16 protein-coding genes and 1 riboswitch are annotated in these 15,102 nt (G+C 71.0%); of the genes, 7 read left to right on the forward strand and 9 right to left on the reverse strand.

Annotated features, from left to right (window positions below; all coding sequences use genetic code 11):
• Nucleotides 1-9: 9 nt before the first annotated feature.
• The 5 genes from B6R96_RS11205 to B6R96_RS11225 form a co-directional block, all read right to left on the reverse strand.
• Nucleotides 10-1,788, reverse strand: a complete 1,779-nt coding sequence (locus tag B6R96_RS11205) for an ABC transporter substrate-binding protein (protein WP_030386844.1) — start codon at nt 1,786-1,788, stop codon at nt 10-12.
• A 74-nt stretch (nt 1,789-1,862) separates the two neighbouring features.
• On the reverse strand, nt 1,863-2,858 hold the full coding sequence (locus B6R96_RS11210) for an ABC transporter permease (RefSeq protein WP_030386845.1): 996 nt from the start codon (nt 2,856-2,858) through the stop codon (nt 1,863-1,865).
• Nucleotides 2,859-3,289: 431 nt separating this feature from the next.
• Complete coding sequence (locus B6R96_RS11215; RefSeq protein WP_030386846.1) at nt 3,290-4,030, reverse strand: enhanced serine sensitivity protein SseB C-terminal domain-containing protein; 741 nt, start codon at nt 4,028-4,030, stop codon at nt 3,290-3,292.
• 93 nt (nt 4,031-4,123) lie between these two features.
• A complete protein-coding gene (locus B6R96_RS11220) occupies nt 4,124-4,858 on the reverse strand; it encodes an enhanced serine sensitivity protein SseB (protein ID WP_030386847.1) in 735 nt (244 codons plus the stop codon).
• Between the two features lie 107 nt (nt 4,859-4,965).
• Nucleotides 4,966-5,622, reverse strand: a complete 657-nt coding sequence (locus B6R96_RS11225; protein WP_199829430.1) for an AAA family ATPase — start codon at nt 5,620-5,622, stop codon at nt 4,966-4,968.
• Between the two features lie 206 nt (nt 5,623-5,828).
• A riboswitch (glycine riboswitch) is annotated at nt 5,829-5,932 on the forward strand.
• A 172-nt stretch (nt 5,933-6,104) separates the two neighbouring features.
• On the opposite strand from B6R96_RS11225, the gene gcvT reads away from it, so the two are divergent.
• From gcvT to B6R96_RS11250, 5 genes are all read left to right on the forward strand, one after another.
• On the forward strand, nt 6,105-7,220 hold the full coding sequence (gene gcvT / locus B6R96_RS11230) for a glycine cleavage system aminomethyltransferase GcvT (protein ID WP_081522388.1): 1,116 nt from the start codon (nt 6,105-6,107) through the stop codon (nt 7,218-7,220).
• A gap of 101 nt (nt 7,221-7,321) precedes the next feature.
• The gene (gcvH, locus tag B6R96_RS11235) at nt 7,322-7,702 is read left to right on the forward strand and encodes a glycine cleavage system protein GcvH (protein WP_079406181.1); all 381 of its coding nucleotides are present in this window, start codon (nt 7,322-7,324) and stop codon (nt 7,700-7,702) included.
• A 15-nt stretch (nt 7,703-7,717) separates the two neighbouring features.
• The gene (gene glyA, locus B6R96_RS11240; protein ID WP_081522389.1) at nt 7,718-8,974 is read left to right on the forward strand and encodes a serine hydroxymethyltransferase; all 1,257 of its coding nucleotides are present in this window, start codon (nt 7,718-7,720) and stop codon (nt 8,972-8,974) included.
• A gap of 353 nt (nt 8,975-9,327) precedes the next feature.
• Nucleotides 9,328-10,710, forward strand: a complete 1,383-nt coding sequence (locus B6R96_RS11245; protein WP_030386852.1) for an L-serine ammonia-lyase — start codon at nt 9,328-9,330, stop codon at nt 10,708-10,710.
• Nucleotides 10,711-10,864: 154 nt separating this feature from the next.
• A complete protein-coding gene (locus tag B6R96_RS11250; protein ID WP_199918044.1) occupies nt 10,865-11,371 on the forward strand; it encodes an AMIN-like domain-containing (lipo)protein in 507 nt (168 codons plus the stop codon).
• A 56-nt stretch (nt 11,372-11,427) separates the two neighbouring features.
• Here the strand turns inward: B6R96_RS11250 and B6R96_RS11255 are convergent, their stop codons facing one another.
• Nucleotides 11,428-12,297, reverse strand: coding sequence for a GDSL-type esterase/lipase family protein (locus B6R96_RS11255; protein WP_159396313.1), 870 nt, complete (start codon nt 12,295-12,297; stop codon nt 11,428-11,430).
• Here B6R96_RS11255 and B6R96_RS37230 point away from each other — a divergent pair.
• A complete protein-coding gene (locus B6R96_RS37230; protein ID WP_081522391.1) occupies nt 12,296-12,703 on the forward strand; it encodes a hypothetical protein in 408 nt (135 codons plus the stop codon). The genes B6R96_RS11255 and B6R96_RS37230 overlap by 2 nt on opposite strands.
• Nucleotides 12,704-12,716: 13 nt before the next feature.
• Here the strand turns inward: B6R96_RS37230 and B6R96_RS11265 are convergent, their stop codons facing one another.
• Both B6R96_RS11265 and B6R96_RS11270 read right to left on the reverse strand, forming a co-directional pair.
• Nucleotides 12,717-13,361 carry a dihydrofolate reductase family protein gene (locus B6R96_RS11265; protein WP_081522392.1) on the reverse strand — a complete coding sequence of 215 codons (645 nt, stop codon included), beginning with the start codon at nt 13,359-13,361 and terminating at the stop codon, nt 12,717-12,719.
• A 27-nt stretch (nt 13,362-13,388) separates the two neighbouring features.
• Nucleotides 13,389-14,102, reverse strand: a complete 714-nt coding sequence (locus tag B6R96_RS11270; protein WP_030386857.1) for a flavodoxin family protein — start codon at nt 14,100-14,102, stop codon at nt 13,389-13,391.
• 101 nt (nt 14,103-14,203) lie between these two features.
• Here B6R96_RS11270 and B6R96_RS11275 point away from each other — a divergent pair, with 101 nt between their 5' ends.
• Nucleotides 14,204-14,752 carry a PadR family transcriptional regulator gene (locus B6R96_RS11275; RefSeq protein WP_030386858.1) on the forward strand — a complete coding sequence of 183 codons (549 nt, stop codon included), beginning with the start codon at nt 14,204-14,206 and terminating at the stop codon, nt 14,750-14,752.
• Nucleotides 14,753-14,805: 53 nt separating this feature from the next.
• Here B6R96_RS11275 and B6R96_RS11280 read toward each other — a convergent pair whose 3' ends face one another.
• Nucleotides 14,806-15,018, reverse strand: coding sequence for an EF-hand domain-containing protein (locus tag B6R96_RS11280; protein ID WP_030386859.1), 213 nt, complete (start codon nt 15,016-15,018; stop codon nt 14,806-14,808).
• Nucleotides 15,019-15,102 lie beyond the last annotated feature (84 nt).

Genomic DNA, 15,102 nt, shown 5'->3' on the forward strand with positions numbered 1-15,102 from the left:
GACGGACGGTTACTTCACGACACCGAGCGAGGCGTAGTCGTAGCGGCCGTTGTAGGCATCGGTGGTGTAGGCGTTCGTCAGCCGGGTGCTGCGCCAGGTGATCGTCTTGTCGTAGACGAAGGGCAGGTAGACCGCGGCCTCGGAGACCTTCTGGTTCATCTGCTTGTAGATCTCGCCGGCCTTGGTCGGGTCGGTCTCCGCGATGGCGTCGTCGAACAGCTTGTTGATCGCCGGGTCGTTGAGCTCGGAGTAGTTGTTGTTGCCGCTCTGCAGGATGAAGCGGCCGTCGACCAGCGGCTGGGAGAAGCCCTGACCGGTCGGGAAGTCGGCGCCCCAGCCCATGATGATGATGCCGTAGTTCTTCTCCTTGACGACCTTCGGCGAACCGATGATCCCGGAGTGCTGGGCACCGTCGAACTGGTCGACGTCGGCCTCGATGCCGACCTGCTTGAGGGCGTTCTGCAGCGAGACGGCGGTCGCGACCTCGACCGGCTTGTTGTTGCGGACCGCGATGGTCGTCTTGAAGCCGGTCTCCTTGCCGCAGGCCTTCAGCGCGGCCTTGGCCTTCTCCAGGTTCGGCTTGCCGTCGTTCTGCAGGACCTCGAACGGGTCGTACTTGGCGTCGGAGCCCTTGATGCCCAGCGGGAGCATGTTGGGGGCGATGTCGCCACCGGCCTGCGGGCCGCCGCGGGCGGTCTGCAGGGACTTCTTGTCGGCCGCGTAGATGACGGCCTTGCGGCACTCGATGTTGTCGAACGGGGCGACGGTCTGCGGCATCACCGCGTACCGGATGAAGCCCGTCTGGCCGTTGTCGAGGTTGCCCTTGTGCTCCTTCAGCGCGGTGGCGCGGGCCGCCTGGCCGATGCCGGTCGCGTTGATGTCGACGTCGAACTCGCCGTTGATCAGGCGCTTGTCCATGTCGTCCGCGTTCGCCATGAACGTGACCGAGATGGTGTCCGGGAGCGCCTTGCGGATGGTGTCCGACTCGGCCTTGAAGTTCTCGTTGCGCGAGAGCTTCATGCTCTTGTTGGGCTCGTACGAGTCGATCTTGTACGGGCCGTTGGAGAAGGGCTTCAGGCCGTACTTGGCCGCGGTGTCCTTCTCCGGCTTGACCGGGCTCGCCGCCGGCATGGCCAGCATCTGCTCGAAGTCACCGTTGGGGGTGGGGAGCTTGAAGATGATGGTCTTCGCGTCCGGGGTCTCGATCGCCTTCAGGCCGAGCTTGTCCGCAGCGGTGTCCTTGTACGGGCCGGGGTACTCCGCCTTCGGGTCCAGGACCTGCTGGATGTAGACCGGGCCGCCGGAGATGACGTCCTGCGCCCAGGTGCGCTCGATGCCGTACTTGATCTCCTGGGCGGTGACGGGCGAGCCGTCCTCCCAGGTCACGTTGTCCTTGAGGGTGTACTTGTAGGTCTTGCCGCCGTCGCTGATCTCGGCCTTGGCGGTGGCGAGGTCCGGGACGAGCTCGGTGCTCTCCTGGCCGGGGGCGGGCTTGAAGCTGACCAGCTGGCGCGTGTAGTAGCGGGAGAAGTCCCACATGAAGCCGTAGTAGCCGCGCTGCGGGTCCCACGAGTCGGCGTCCTGGGTACCGACGAACTTGAGTTCGCCGCCCTTCTTGTCCGAGGCGTTGGAGACCTTGTCGATGCCGGCGTTGAAGCTGCCGCCGCCGGCGGCCGCCTTCTCGTCCTTCTTGCCGTCTCCGCCACAGGCGGTCGCGGTCAGCATGACCGCGAGCACGACGGCCGTGCCGGCAGCAAGTCTGCGCTTCGACGTGCGATGGGTAGTCACGATGCTCGCAACCCTCCGTTGTAGTTCCGGTGTACGTACGGCACGAGGCCGGTTCCTGGTTGGCCCTGCGTCGGCTAGCGGGAGCCCTTCGGGTCGAGGGCGTCACGGACGCCGTCGCCGAAGAGGTTGAAGGCCAGCACGGTGATGAAGATCGCCACGCCGGGGAAGATCATGAAGAGCGGATCGTCCTCGTAGGTACGCACGGCCGTGGAGAGGGTTTCTCCCCAGGACGGCGTGGGCGGCTTGACGCCGACTCCGAGGAAGCTGAGAGCCGCCTCGGTCAGCACGTTGGTGGGGATCATCAGCGTCGCGTAGACGGTGATGGGCGCCACCAGGTTCGGGAGCAGTTCGCGGAAGAGGATGTAGAAGCGGCCGGCGCCGAGGCTGCGGGCGGCCTCCACGTACTCGCGCTCGCGCAGCGAGAGGGTCTGGCCGCGGACGATCCGGCCGATGTACGGCCAGCCGAAGAATCCGATGACCAGCACCAGTACGGCGATGCGCAGGCCCGATCCCTCGAAGCCCCACAGCTTGTTGGGGATGACGGAGATCAGCGCGATGATGAAGAGCAGCTGCGGGAAGGCCAGCAGCAGGTCCATGACCCGGCTGATGGCCGCGTCGACCCAGCCGCCGAAGTAGCCGGCGATGATGCCGAAGAAGGTGCCCAGCGAAACCGCCACGAAGGCGGACAGGAAGGCCACCAGCAGCGAGATCCGGGCGCCGTAGACGATCCGGCTGAAGACGTCGCGCCCGTTGACCGGCTCGATGCCCAGCAGGAAGTCGCCGCTCATGCCGCCCCAGTCGCCGACCGGCAGGCCGAGCAGCGGGTCCAGGAGGTCCTCGTGCAGCTCCTCCGGCGGGTGCCCGAAGGCCTTGACGATCAGCGGCGCGAAGATCGCGACGAGGATCAGCAGCAGCACGATGACGCCGCCGGCCAGCGCGACCTTGTCGCGCTTCAGGCGCAGCCAGGCGATCTGCCACGGGGAGCGGCCCTCGATCGCCTTCTGCGGAACCTCGGGGGTGGCCACGGCCGCGGGCTCGGCCGCTCCGGTGTCGTGCAGTGGTGCCGTCATCGTGGTGGGGACCCCTCTCGGCCGACGGTGGCCGGCCCATGCCCGCCGCTGTGGCGGCTTGGTTCAATCGGCGTCGCTGGTGGTGCGATTGGCGAGAAATGTGCCTGAAGTGCACGTGAAGGGCCGGTGCTTGCGAGATGGACCGGCCTTCGGTGGGGTGGAGTCTTCAACGCCCTCTCGAGCGCCCGCCAGACCTGCCGGGGATGTGATGCGCAACCGTGATCTAGGCCTACACCTTCCGTTATCCGAACCCCGCGATCTGTTGAGCGGTGAAACACCGCCCGTTCGGCACGGATCGGACATCCGGCCCAACTACCCTTTCGGGTAGGGATCCTGTGCGGATTCACCGGATATGCCGAAGGCCGCACCGAGGGGACCGGTGCGGCCTTCGAGACGGATGTCTCAATATGCGGATATCGCGAACGGGGCGGTCAGTACGCCGGAGCCTGGCCCTCGCGGTCGTAGAAGGGCCGGGTCTGCGCGCGCAGCCACATCGCCACGGGGTCGTGCTCGTCCGCGAGCGCGACCGTGCACACCGGGACCCCCTCGGGGACCACCCCGACCGACTGGCGCATCATCTCCCGTACGGATTCCAGAGCGGGCGCGGAGGCGTCGTACAGGTCGAGCCCGACCGCGAGGTACGGGGAGCCCAGCGCGGGCTGCACCCAGGCGCGGCGCAGCGACCGGACGGCCGGGGTGCGGTGCGCGTGCTGGGTCAGGAGCCCGTAGAACTGCGGCAGCTCGATCGCGGGCTCGGACAGCCGCAGCGGGCCCGCCGGCATCCGGTCCAGGCCGGTGGCGATCCGGCGCAGGTCGGCCCAGGGCACGCCGAGGCCGCCCCCCTGGGCGTGCGGGTTGAGCCACAGGCCCCAGCGGTCCGGGTACAGCGCGCGGGCGATGTCCCGCCCGGTGACCACTTCGTAGCCCCGGTTCCAGCCGCTGGCCGCCAGCTCCTGGGGGGAGGTGACGCAGGGCGCGTAGCCGAGGCTCTCCACCTCCATGCCGCCGTACTGGGCGTCCGGCGAGCCCGGCTGCCCCTGCCAGAGCAGCATCCACAGCCGGCCCTCGGAGAGGGCATGCAGGAGCGACTCGTAACTCTCGTAGCGCCCGGGAGTCACCTGGCGCATCATGTGCTCGACCTGCCCGGCCGCGGCCGTGCCTGACGCACTCACCCGGTACCCCTCTTCGTCCGCCCGTCGCTCCACGCGTGCCCTCCGAACCGGCATCACGCGTGCGGCCAGGAGATGTAACCAGCTTAAGCGGCCCTACGGCAGGTAGAAGGGGCGTACGCGCTCACGAATCCAGTCCGTGACCGGGTCCTGGACGGCGTCCAGGAGGATCAACTGCACGGGCCACGGCGGCGGGACGCGGGTCAGGGCCCGTCCGAGGGCCTCCATCGGCGCGCCCTGCATCTCCGGTTCCCATCCCACCAGGCGGACACCGATGAACAGCTGGGGCTCCCCGCCCTCGACGCTGGCGAGGCAGCGGTACGCGGCGGCGACCACCCCGGTGGCGCGGAACTCCTCGGTGGCGGCCGCCAGGAAGTCCACCGGGTCGTCCTGCCAGTCGGGCTCGTAGAGCCGCACGCGGCCGCCGGTGGCGGGGCCGTCGAGCGGGGTCCGCCCGGAGCGGCACAGCTCGGCGACGGCGGGCGGCGGGAGCGGTACGCCGACGGCGCCCTCGGGGTTGACGGCGATGCCGAGCTGCGGGGGCAGGCCGCGGGCGAACTCCACGGCGGGCGCCACCGCGAAGTCCATGCCGGGGCCCGCGCAGGCCAGGAACTGGGCCTCGGAGCTGTAGACGGGGACGTACGCCGCCCCGCCGATGTCCATGGTGGGCAGGTCGAGCCCGCCCGTCGGCGCGGTCGCGCCGCCCGGCAGCGGTACCCACACCTGGCTGCGCCCGAGGACCTCCAGGATCCGCCCCCCGGCGTCCGGCTGCCCCAGCGCCGCCCCGAGCACCTGCTCCAGCTCATTCGCCGGCCAGCCACTGCCCTGCATGTCCCGTGCCTCCGTGATCCCGCCGCGTGTCGCCCCGCAGGGTACCGGCCCCGCGCGCGGCCGCGCCGCCGGGGCTCGCTTCGGCAGCGGGCGCCGCACCCGGTCGGTCAGGCGTGGAAGGCGATGCGGGTCACCGTCGCGGCGGAGGCCCGGTCCAGCAGGGTGACCGAGGCGCAGCCGTGCGGCGGGCGCCCCGCTTCGGCGTCGCGGAGCAGGCGGGCCACCGCGCCGCGGTGGCGGGCGAAGGCGTACGCGGACACCCGGCGGCCGCGCGCGGCCTGCCCGGAGAGCGCCTCCTCGGGGCTGCTGTCCAGCAGGAGCAGGTGCAGCGCCCGGCCCCGGCGGCGCGCGGCGGCCGCGAGCAGCCCCCGTACCCAGCTCTGCGTGCCGCAGTCGTGGACGACCACGGAGGCTCCGGAGCGCAGGATCCGCCACAGCCCCCAGTAGTGCGCGGCGCGCACCAGCGGCCGGTACACCGCGTAGGGGAGCGCGGCGGGCATGCTCCGCTCCCAGCGCTCACGGGTGTCCTGGGAGTCGACGGCCCCGCCCTCGGCGGCCGCCCGCTTGATCAGGGTGCTCTTGCCGCCGCCGGGCAGGCCGGACACCACGACGATGTCCCCGGCCGCGAAGGCGAGCGGCTGGGGGGTGCGCACGGCGGGTCCGCGCAGGTCGCGCACGAGGCCGAGGCCGGCGTCGGCCGCCCTCCTGCGGCCGTGCGCGCCTCGCTGCGCCGGCACCGCTTCCACGGTTCCTGTCGTCGTCACCACTCCGAATCTCCGCACAGTGTTCGCCTCCCCCGAATCGGGTCACCGGGACCCTTGCCCACTGAGTGTAAAGAGACGGTAATCCGGCGGCCGCGGTTCCGGTCGGACCCTTCGGAGAGCCGTACGAACTTTCGGCCCCCGCCGCCCGATGCCGAGCACGGCGTGCAATGATGTGCGCCATCTGGACCAACTGCATACCGGCCGCTTGAATCCGCGCGGGAGAGTCCCGGCACGCCGCAAGGCCGTGCGCGGGCGCCGAAGGAGCAAGAACCTCCCTTGAATCTCTCAGGCCCCGTACCGCGTGGATGAGGCAGATCTGAAAAGCGAGCTGCTGTGCAGCTCCACCCAAGGTGCAAGTCGATGAGACCCGGCGATCTGCTGATCGGCGGAACTCTCGGCGAACCTCTCAGGTTCCGATGACAGATGGGGAGGAACGTCCTCGTCATGTCATGTCGATGCCCTGGGACCCGGGAGCCACACCCATGAGCACTGCCCCCCGCCTGACCGCCCTCGATGCGCTGCACCGCTCGCTCGGTGCGACCATGACCGACTTCGCGGGCTGGGACATGCCGCTGCGGTACGCGAGCGAGCGCGACGAGCACAACGCCGTACGCACGAAGGCCGGCCTGTTCGACCTGTCCCACATGGGCGAGATCACGCTGACCGGCCCGGAGGCCGTCAAAGCCCTGGACTACGCGCTGGTCGGCAACATCTCCACCGTCGGTGTCGGCCGCGCCCGCTACACGCACATCTGTCAGGAGGACGGCGGGATCGTCGACGACCTGATCGTCTACCGCCTCGGCGAGACCGAGTACATGGTCGTCGCCAACGCCTCCAACGCCCAGGTCGTCCTGGACGCCCTGACCGAGCGTGCCGCCGGCTTCGCCGCCGTGGTCCGCGACGACCGCGACGCGTACGCGCTGCTCGCGGTGCAGGGGCCGGAGTCCCCCGGCATCCTGGCCTCCCTGACCGACGCCGACCTGGACGGCCTCAAGTACTACGCCGGCCTGCCGGGCACCGTCGCGGGCGTGCCCGCGCTGATCGCGCGTACGGGCTACACGGGCGAGGACGGCTTCGAGCTGTTCGTCTCCCCCGAGCACGCCGTCGAGCTGTGGCAGGCGCTGACCAAGGCGGGCGAGGGCGTCGGCCTGGTCCCGGCCGGCCTGTCCTGCCGCGACACCCTGCGCCTGGAAGCGGGCATGCCGCTGTACGGGCACGAGCTGACCACCTCCCTCACCCCCTTCGACGCGGGCTTGGGCCGGGTCGTGAAGTTCGAGAAGGAGGGGGACTTCGTCGGCCGCGCCGCGCTGGAGGCCGCCGCCGAGCGCGCCGCCACCAAGGCGCCGCGCAAGCTGGTCGGTCTGATCGCCGAGGGCCGCCGCGTTCCGCGCGCCGGGTTCCCGGTCGTCGCCGACGGCCAGGTCATCGGCGAGGTCACCTCGGGCGCCCCGTCCCCGACGCTGGGCAAGCCGATCGCGATGGCGTACGTGGACGCGGCGCACGCCGCGCCCGGTACCTCCGGCGTAGGCATCGACATTCGCGGTACGCATGAGCCGTACGAGGTCGTGGCGCTGCCGTTCTACAAGCGGCAGAAGTAGCCCCACGCACCACGTCCGCCGTACGGGAACCCGTACGGCGCCGTCTCAGTACCCAAGACCGCAGTTCGTATCCACTCCCCCGCATCCAGGAGAATCAGGTCATGAGCAACCCCGAGAAGCTGCGTTACACCAAGGAGCACGAGTGGCTGTCGGACGCCGTGGACGGCGTCGCGACGGTCGGCATCACGGAGTTCGCGGCCAACGCGCTCGGTGACGTCGTCTACGCCCAGCTCCCCGAGGTCGGCGACACCGTGACCGAGGGCGAGACCTGTGGCGAGCTGGAGTCGACGAAGTCGGTCAGCGACCTGTACTCCCCGGTTACCGGTGAGATCGTCGAGGCCAACCAGGACGTCGTGGACGACCCGGCGCTCGTGAACACCGCCCCGTTCGAGGGTGGCTGGCTCTTCAAGGTCCGACTCTCGGAGGAGCCGAAGGACACGCTCTCCTTCGAGGAGTACACCAAGCTCACCGCCGGTAACTGACCCCAGGGGATCCTGATGTCTGTACTGAACACCCCGCTCCACGAGCTCGACCCGGACGTCGCCGCCGCTGTCGACGCCGAGCTCGTACGCCAGCAGTCCACCCTGGAAATGATCGCGTCGGAGAACTTCGCTCCGGTCGCCGTCATGGAGGCCCAGGGTTCGGTCCTGACCAACAAGTACGCCGAGGGCTACCCGGGCCGCCGCTACTACGGTGGCTGCGAGCACGTCGACGTCGTCGAGCAGATCGCGATCGACCGCATCAAGGCGCTGTTCGGCGCCGAGGCCGCGAACGTCCAGCCGCACTCCGGTGCGCAGGCCAACGCCGCCGCGATGTTCGCGCTGCTGAAGCCGGGCGACACGATCATGGGCCTGAACCTGGCCCACGGCGGTCACCTGACCCACGGCATGAAGATCAACTTCTCCGGCAAGCTCTACAACGTGGTCCCGTACCACGTCGACGAGACCGGCGAGGTGGACATGGCCGAGGTCGAGCGCCTCGCCAAGGAGTCCAAGCCGCAGCTGATCGTCGCCGGCTGGTCCGCCTACCCGCGCCAGCTGGACTTCGCCGCCTTCCGCCGCATCGCGGACGAGGTCGGCGCGTTCCTGATGGTCGACATGGCGCACTTCGCCGGCCTGGTCGCCGCGGGTCTGCACCCGAACCCGGTGCCGCACGCCCACGTCGTCACCACCACCACGCACAAGACCCTCGGCGGTCCGCGCGGCGGTGTCATCCTGTCGACGCAGGAGCTGGCCAAGAAGATCAACTCCGCGGTCTTCCCGGGTCAGCAGGGCGGCCCGCTGGAGCACGTGATCGCGGCCAAGGCGGTCTCCTTCAAGGTCGCGGCCTCGCCCGAGTTCAAGGAGCGCCAGGAGCGCACCCTGGAGGGTGCGAAGATCCTCGCCGCCCGCCTGGTCCAGGACGACGTCAAGGCCGTGGGCGTGGACGTCCTCACCGGTGGCACGGACGTGCACCTGGTCCTGGTCGACCTGCGCAACTCCGATCTGGACGGCCAGCAGGCCGAGGACCGCCTCCACGAGGTCGGCATCACGGTCAACCGCAACGCCATCCCGAACGACCCGCGGCCGCCGATGGTCACCTCGGGTCTGCGGATCGGTACGCCGGCCCTGGCCACCCGCGGTTTCGACGCCGAGGCCTTCACCGAGGTCGCCGAGATCATCGCGCAGGCCCTGAAGCCGACGTACGACAGCGAGGCCCTGAAGGCGCGCGTCTCCGCGCTCGCCGCGAAGTTCCCGCTCTACCCGACGCTCTAGCCGGGGGCCGGTCACCGGCCTCGGAGGGGCCCGGCCTTGTTCCCGCACAGGCCGGGCCCCTCTCGTCTTCTTCCGCACGCGGCCGCACACCGCGCCGTACCCGCCCGCACCACCCGCACCGCTGCCCGCCCCCTGTCCCCCGCCCGACGGCCCCGGCGCCGTCCCCGCCCGGGTGCCCGGGGCCCGCGGCCGTGGACCGGCACCCGCCCGACCCGTCCGCGTAACGCATCCCACCTCGTCCGGCAGCCGGGACGTTCACCTCGCCGCGTTAAGCTCGTCTGCCGGACAAAATCCGAATAATCCACCTCTCCTGCCCCCTCCCACCCCACGAGCAGACAAGGGAGTCCGCCACCGTGGCCATCTCCGTCTTCGATCTCTTCTCCATCGGTATCGGTCCCTCCTCCTCCCACACGGTCGGTCCGATGCGGGCCGCGCGCATGTTCGTGACGCGGCTGAAGAAGGACGGCGTGCTGGCCCAGACCGCCTCCGTCCGGGCCGAGCTCTTCGGGTCCCTCGGCGCGACCGGCCACGGACACGGCACCCCCAAGGCGGTGCTCCTGGGCCTGGAGGGCCACTCCCCCCGCTCGGTGAACGTCGAGACCGCCGACGACGAGCTGGAGCGCATCCGCAGGACCGGCCGGCTGCGGCTGCTGGGCGCGGAGATAGGCGATGTCCACGAGATCGACTTCGACGAGCCGAACCAGCTGATCCTGCACCGCCGGCGCTCCCTGCCGTACCACGCGAACGGCATGACCCTCTTCGCGTACGACGCCTCTGGCGCGCCGCTGCTGGAGAAGACGTACTACTCGGTCGGCGGCGGCTTCGTGGTGGACGAGGACGCGGTCGGTGAGGACCGGATCAAGCTCGACGACACCGTGCTGAAGTACCCCTTCCGCAGCGGCGACGAATTGCTGCGGATGGCCCGGGAGAGCGGCCTGTCGATCTCCGCGATGATGCTGGAGAACGAAAAGGCCTGGCGCACGGAGGAAGAGATCCGCGAGGGCCTGCTCGAGATCTGGCGCGTCATGCAGGCGTGCGTCTCGCGCGGCATGTCGCGCGAGGGCATCCTGCCGGGCGGCCTGAAGGTCCGCCGCCGGGCGGCGAACACCGCCCGCAAGCTCCGCTCCGAGGGCGACCCGCTGGCACTGTCGATGGAGTGGATCACCCTCTACGCGATGGCCGTGAACGAGGAGAACGCCGCGGGCGGCCGGGTGGTCACCGCTCCGACGAACGGCGCCGCGGGCATCATCCCGGCGGTCCTGCACTACTACATGAACTTCGTGCCCGGCGCCGACGAGGAGGGCGTGGTCCGCTTCCTGCTCGCGGCCGGTGCGATTGGCCTGCTCTTCAAGGAGAACGCCTCGATCTCCGGCGCCGAGGTCGGCTGCCAGGGCGAGGTGGGCTCCGCCTGCTCGATGGCGGCCGGCGCCCTCGCCGAGGTGCTCGGCGGCACCCCGGAGCAGGTCGAGAACGCGGCCGAGATCGGCATGGAGCACAACCTGGGCCTGACCTGCGACCCGGTCGGCGGCCTCGTCCAGATCCCGTGCATCGAGCGCAACGGCATGGCGGCGGTCAAGGCCGTCACCGCGGCCCGGATGGCGATGCGCGGCGACGGCAGCCACAAGGTGTCCCTCGACAAGGTCATCAAGACCATGAAGGAGACCGGCGCCGACATGAAGGTCAAGTACAAGGAGACGGCCCGCGGCGGCCTCGCGGTCAACGTGATCGAGTGCTGACCCGCACCGCATGACAGGAGAGGGGCCCGGCGCATGCGCCGGGCCCCTCTCCTGTCTCCTGCGTCTTCTCCGGCCGGAAGCGGAACCGCGGTGTCACAGGGGGCGTCCTACGCTGTGCCACCAGTCCCCGTCTCTCGAGAATCGAGGGGACGTCATGATCCACGCCCGTCTCCGGCAGTCCGTGGCCCTGGCAACCGGCGCGCTGCTCGCCGCCTGCCTCTCCCTCGCCGCGCCTGCCTCGGCCTCCTCCCTCACCGCCACCAAGGCCCAGGCCCAGACCCCGCTCGTCGTCAATGCCCGCTGGGCCGGGCACCCCTCGTACGACCGGATCGTCATCGACCTCCAGGGGTCCGCCCCCACGGTCACCGTCACCCCCGTCAACCAGCTGTTCTACGACGGGTCCGGGAAGCCCGTCCCGCTGCCCGGGAAGTACTTCCTGGAGATCCGCCTCAACCCGGCCGCCGCGCACAACGACGCGGGCGGGAACGTCTACCAGGGCCCCAAGCTCCAGAAGATCAACCTCAGCAAGCTCAAGGGCATCGCCCTGACCGGCGACTACGAGGGGTACGTGACCTTCGGCGCCGCCTTCGACACCCTGCCGTACTACCGCGCGTTCGCCCTGCACGCGCCGGAGCGGTTCGTCGTGGACATCGCGCACTGAACCGATCCGTCCGGCGGACCCGGGGCGTCGCACGCCGCGGGCCCGCCGGACACTCCCTACACGGCCTGCCGGATCCGCATCCGGCTCGGGTCCCCGTCGCCGAACCAGTCCTGCGTGCACGCGTACCGGCCGGGAGCCGCTGCCCCCACCAGGCCGAGGCAGACCGCCATCGCCCGCTGCCCGTGGGCGTTGGGGTGCATGGACTCCTCCAGCGTGCCCTGCGTGTTGACGCGGTCGAGGAAACGGAACCACTCGTGCCGGCGGGCGTCCGGTCCGGTCTGCCCCACCTGCTCCGGGCCCAGCGCGCACACCTCGTGCCCCGCCAGTGCGTCCCGCAGGTCCAGGTAGTCGGTGCCGCGGGCGCCGGCCACCGCCTCGACCATGTCGCCGATCCTCGGGACGAGCGTGTACGCCGCCCAGTCCGCGTCCCGGTCGTTGAAGGGGCAGCCGTCCTTGAACATCCGGTCCGAGTCGTTCTGGTTCAGCCGGAAGGACTCCCCGCCCGGAATCGGTGACGGGTAGGACTGCAGGACCAGCCGGTAGTCGCCGTCCGCGTACCCGGCGGCCCGCATCGTTGCCCGGATGTCGTCCACGACGGCCGTGACCTTGGCCCTCACCCCGGGCAGCTTCTGCTCGACGACCGGCGCCTGCTTCTTCCAGCACAGCCGCCTGAAGTACCAGTCGTACGCGCAGTCGCCGATGATCGCGCCGAAGCCGAGGTCGTTCCCGCCGATGGACAGCGCGATCAGCCTGACCCGGGCCGTCCGCGCGACGGCGGCCAGCCGGTCGGTCTGCGGGGCCTCCCCGAGGTGGGGCTGCCCGCCGGCCGCCGTGCTCAGGACGTTGACCGTCTCGGCTCCGGAGCAGGCCAGGTTCACCCGCTGGTCGATCCCGGGCAGCGGGTGAACCTGGCCCCGGATGTGCATGCTCCGCTGGGTCGCGGACGCGCAGCGCACGCTCGGCCGGCCCGCCGAGGCGGCGGCGGGCTTCCGGGAGGTCCTGGCCCACACGCTCGGCTCCGGCGATCTCGCCGGGCAGAGCGCGGCCCGGATCGGGCTGGGCCGGATCGGGCTGGGCCGGATCGCCCTGGACGCCGGGGACGCGGCCGAGGCCCTGCGCCAGCTGCGGGCGGCCGACGAGCTGGGCCGCCGCTCGGGCCAGAGCCTGGTCCGGGCCCTGGCGGCGGAGCCCCTGGCCCGCGCCCTGCTCGCTTCGGGGGACGCCCCGGCGGCCCGGGCCCTGCTGGAGGAGACCCTGGCCGGCTGCCGCCGGATGGAAGCCCGGCCGCTGCTGGCACGGCTGGAGTCGGCACTGGCGGAGCTGCCGGCCTAGGGCGGTGCGGCGGTCACCTGCGCCAGAACAGGTGGTGCGTCACCCCGCTCGCGCTGGGCACGACGTCGAGGTGGAACCGGTCGAGCAGCTCGTCGGGCGACCCCCACAGCCGCACCCCGGAGCCGAACTCCACCGGCGCGACCGCCACGTGCAGGGTGTCGACGAGGTCGGCGTCGAGGAACGCGCGGATGGTGGTGGCCCCGCCGCCGAGCCGGACGTCCTTGCCCTGCGCGGCCTCCCGCGCCATGCCGAGGACCGTCGCCGGGTCGGCGTCGACGAAGTGGAAGGTGGTGTCGGAGAGCGTGAACGACGGCCGGGTGTGGTGGGTCATGACGAACACCGGGGTGTGGAAGGGCGGTTCCTCGCCCCACCAGCCGCGCCAGTCGTGATCGGCCCAGGGCCCGCGCTGGGGCCCGAACTTGTTGCGGCCCATGATCTCGGCGCCGATGTGGTGCGCGAAGTCCCGGGTGAAGTAGTCCTCCAGGCCGCGGCTGCCTCCGGGGTCGGTGCGGTGGGGCCAGCTCGCCGTGGCTCCGGCCCAGGCGAACAGCGCACCGGGATCGGCGTCGCCGAACGGCCGGGCGAGGCTCTGGTGTTCACCGGCGCCGAACCCGTCGCGCGAGACGGCGAAGTTCTGGACTCTGAGCAGTTGCTCCACGGGCTGCGGTCCTCTCCGGGGGCGGGCTCAGCGGTGCTCGGGGTTGGGGAAGTCGGAGCGGCAGCCCGCGTCCCACTGCGCGCGCTGGTTGCCGTGCGCCGGGATGCCGCCCGAGCGCTTGAGCAGGGCGGCCAGGTGCATGAGGTTCCAGGACATGAAGGCCGTGTTGCGGTTGGTGAAGTCGTTCTCGGGGCCGCCCGAGCCGGGGTCCAAGTAGGAGGGTCCGGGTCCGGCCTCGCCGATCCAGCCCGCGTCGGCCTGCGGCGGGATCGTGTAGCCGAGGTGCTGGAGGCTGTAGAGGATGTTCATGGCGCAGTGCTTGACGCCGTCCTCGTTGCCGGTGATCAGCGCGCCCCCGACCCGCCCGTAGTAGGCGTACTGGCCCTGGTCGTTCAGCAGGGAGGAGCAGGCGTAGAGCCGCTCGATGACCTGCTTCATCACGGAGCTGTTGTCGCCGAGCCAGATGGGGCCGCACAGGACGAGGATGTCGGCGTCCATGACCTGGCTGTAGAGGACCGGCCACTGGTCGCTCTCCCAGCCGTGCTCGGTCATGTCGGGCCAGACCCCGGTCGCGATGTCGTGGTCCACGGCGCGGACGAGGGAGGTCCGGGCGCCGGCGGCTTCCATGACCGCGCGGCTCCTGGTGATCAGGCCCTCGGTGTTGCTGGTCTCGGGCGACCGTTTGAGCGTGCAGTTCACGAAGAGGGCGGTCAGGTCCGAGTAGTCGTATGCGGCAGCCACTCCCCCAGCGTGGTGGGGGCTCCCCGGCGCCGCCAGCGGGGGACGGCCGTACGGAGGCGGCCCCGGCGTGGTGCGCGCCGCCGCGAATCTAGGATGACCGCATGTCGCTCCCGCACGCCATCCTCACCGCCCTGCTCGAGAAGCCCTCGTCCGGGCTGGAGCTGACCCGGCGGTTCGACAAGTCGATCGGGTACTTCTGGTCGGCGACGCACCAGCAGATCTACCGCGAGCTGGGGCGGCTGGAAGAGGCCGGACTGATCCGGGAGCTGCCCAGCGAGGTGCCCGTGCGCGGCCAGAAGAAGGAGTACGAGGTGCTGCCGGCCGGCGGCGCGGAGCTGGCCCGGTGGGTCGGCGAGAGCCAGGACCCCAAGCCGATGCGCGACCCGCTGCTGCTGCGGATCCGTGCCGCGGGTGTGGTGGGGCCGCAGGGGCTCGGGCCCGAGCTGCTGCGCCACCTGGAGCTGCACCGGCGCCAGCTGGCGCAGTACGAGGCGATCGAGGAGAAGGACTTCCCGCCGGGGCGGGACGCCGTCGAGGACCGGCTGCGCCGGCTCGTGCTGCACGGCGGGATCGCCCTGGAGACGTTCTGGCTGCGCTGGCTGGAGGAGGCGCTCGCCGAGGTCGAGGACATGTCCGGCCCGCAGGCCTGACGCACGCTGCCGCCCCGTCCCGGTGGTCCGGGACGGGGCGGCAGCGGGAGGGACTACTTGTTCAGGGAGGCCCAGAACTCGTCGAAGCTCAGCAGCTTGTCGCCGTTCGTGTCCTTGGAGGCGACGACGGAGTCCGCGACGGCCGGGGACACGTAGGCGTCGCCCATGGCGCGCATCGCGGCGCTGTACTCGTCGGCCGTGATGAAGCCGTCACCGTTCACGTCGAACTTGTCGAACGTAGCCCGTGCGCTCTCGATGTCCGCCACTGGGTCCACCCCTTCTTGGTGCTTGTTGACCGGCCCAGGGTAGCCGCACCCGGGGCGGGCGGGACCCCCAGGGTCCCGCCCGTC

The organism is Streptomyces sp. Sge12 (genome assembly GCF_002080455.1).
GTDB lineage: Bacteria > Actinomycetota > Actinomycetes > Streptomycetales > Streptomycetaceae > Streptomyces.

What these genes read in the sequence shown, in the direction of transcription:
- B6R96_RS11210 (WP_030386845.1), bottom strand. Translation starts at nt 2,858, where the DNA reads ATGACGGCACCACTGCACGACACCGGAGCGGCCGAGCCCGCGGCCGTG.
- B6R96_RS11220 (WP_030386847.1), bottom strand. Translation starts at nt 4,858, where the DNA reads ATGCAGGGCAGTGGCTGGCCGGCGAATGAGCTGGAGCAGGTGCTCGGG.
- gcvT (WP_081522388.1), top strand. Translation starts at nt 6,105, where the DNA reads ATGAGCACTGCCCCCCGCCTGACCGCCCTCGATGCGCTGCACCGCTCG.
- gcvH (WP_079406181.1), top strand. Translation starts at nt 7,322, where the DNA reads ATGAGCAACCCCGAGAAGCTGCGTTACACCAAGGAGCACGAGTGGCTG.
- glyA (WP_081522389.1), top strand. Translation starts at nt 7,718, where the DNA reads ATGTCTGTACTGAACACCCCGCTCCACGAGCTCGACCCGGACGTCGCC.
- B6R96_RS11250 (WP_199918044.1), top strand. Translation starts at nt 10,865, where the DNA reads ATGATCCACGCCCGTCTCCGGCAGTCCGTGGCCCTGGCAACCGGCGCG.
- B6R96_RS37230 (WP_081522391.1), top strand. Translation starts at nt 12,296, where the DNA reads ATGCTCCGCTGGGTCGCGGACGCGCAGCGCACGCTCGGCCGGCCCGCC.
- B6R96_RS11255 (WP_159396313.1), bottom strand. Translation starts at nt 12,297, where the DNA reads ATGCACATCCGGGGCCAGGTTCACCCGCTGCCCGGGATCGACCAGCGG.
- B6R96_RS11275 (WP_030386858.1), top strand. Translation starts at nt 14,204, where the DNA reads ATGTCGCTCCCGCACGCCATCCTCACCGCCCTGCTCGAGAAGCCCTCG.